General features: G+C 39.6%; 2 protein-coding genes. Both read left to right on the top strand.

Going from position 1 to position 1738, the window contains the following annotated elements; translation table 11 throughout:
* Positions 1-685, top strand: a 685-nt coding sequence (locus OOT00_RS16300; protein ID WP_303650014.1) for an RHS repeat domain-containing protein, incomplete at its 5' end; no start/stop codon positions are given.
* A gap of 285 nt (positions 686-970) precedes the next feature.
* Positions 971-1447, top strand: coding sequence for a hypothetical protein (locus tag OOT00_RS15935; RefSeq protein ID WP_265426413.1), 477 nt, complete (start codon positions 971-973; stop codon positions 1445-1447).
* The last annotated feature ends 291 nt before the right edge of the window (positions 1448-1738 follow it).

The following is a 1738-nucleotide window of genomic DNA, read 5'->3' as shown; positions in this document are numbered from 1 at the left end:
TGAAGGCCTTGTGGCGGAGCTTGACGGTTCCGGCCGCGAGATCCGGAGCTTTGGCTGGAAACCGCAGGGCATCTGGGGAACGGACCCCCTCTACCTGAAAGAAGCCGGGCATTATTACTGGTACCACAACGACCACCTCGGCACCCCGCAGATGCTCACCGCCAGCTCCGGCGCTGTGGTCTGGGAAGCAAAGTATGAGAGCTTTGGCAGGGCGCTGGTGGATGGGGGAGCGAGGGTAAAAAATCCCCTGCGGTTCCCTGGGCAGTATGAGGATGAAGAGACGGGGCTGCACTACAACTGGTGGCGGTACTATGATCCTGAGGTGGGGAGATATCTCAGGGTGGATCCGATTGGGTTGGAGGGGGGAGATGTTAACCTTTATGCATATGCTTTTAGTAATCCTGAGAATTATATAGATGCTTATGGTTTGATGGGAACTAAGATTCCGCGGGATAGGATTCCTCGGGAGATAAAAAGGTATTTTGTGCCCCCAAATCCCCCTCCGTGCGATTACTTCAAATATTGTCAAGATAGTTATAATGAAATGGTTAATGATTGTACGTTTATTCCAACTTTAGGTTCTGGTATGTGTCTTGAAAGAGCTAGGCACTGGTATATTCAGTGTCAAAATATTGCCAATGATGTTGGTGATAATTCTAGGTGTTGTGATGATAAGGGGTGCTAAAAATGTTGATATAGCCTCCGGCTCCATGCTTCATTTCAAGCTTAGGCCGTCTAAAGCCTATCAAAAAGCTGTTTTTTACCGGTTTTAAGTAGCCTCCACCTGACTGTCGGCCAAAGGCAGAGGTGGTATCGATAGCTACTCTAAAAAATATGCAGTGAAAGCTGTTTGATAAGCGGATAAAAACCGGGCAAAAATTTGAGGCCATTTTAGACGACCTATTTCAAGCTTATGATTCAAATTCAACAGGCAGTATACCAGTGTATTTTTAATGTGTGGAGTTATTTTATGAAGATAATTTTTGATAAGCAAGAGTTTTTGGTGATGTTTCTTTGGGCTCTGGTTGGTTTTGTATCTTGGTTTCTGCACTTGAACATATTACGTTTTATTTATTTCCCAGATATTTATTTGTTTGCTAAGGATTTTTTTGGGTTTGTATTTTCTGATAAAATTATTTTGTATGCTAGTATGCATTTTTTTGAAGCGGTTTCAATTTTTATAACTGCACTCGTTTTAGGTGTTTTTTTTCAGCTGAATGTCTTTCATTTATTGATTTTTTTTATAGCTAATCGTGCATTTCCTTTTTTTTTCATGATAGATGAGTTGATTTTTCATTTGTTACAAAATAGCGGTTATTTTATAGAGTTTATTAAGCATTGTTTATCTCTTTTATTGGTGTACTTTTTTTTGTTTGTTTTTGCATGGTTATCTTGCTTGTCTGGGAGAAGGATTGGAGCTTTGATGTTTAATCGTAATTCTTATTAAAAAGTTCATTTTTCGCTCGACGGAGATAAAGATGGTCGTTGTATTCAGATCTGAAATAGTAGGGGGTTTGCCGAGTAAGTTTCCGTTTTTATTGATATATATATCACTAGTTATCGTTGAGAGTATAAATAGTTTGTCTTGTAACTCAAGTTTCGGACTTGCCACAATGCTTTGATTTTAAATGATAAAGTCTTAAAGTCGTAGATTTTTCATATGTAAACGCCCCTTAATTTAGTGTATGAGACAATCGCCTAAACCATCGAATCCACTAAAGAAAGAGGCTTTTTATGA

The sequence above is a fragment of the Desulfobotulus pelophilus genome (assembly GCF_026155325.1).
GTDB lineage: Bacteria > Desulfobacterota > Desulfobacteria > Desulfobacterales > ASO4-4 > Desulfobotulus > Desulfobotulus pelophilus.
Note: the sequence above shows the minus strand (reverse complement) of the source record. Positions and strands in the feature narration are given on the sequence as shown.

Coding starts and splice junctions, on each gene's coding strand:
- OOT00_RS15935 (WP_265426413.1), top strand. CDS start 971: ATGAAGATAATTTTTGATAAGCAAGAGTTTTTGGTGATGTTTCTTTGG.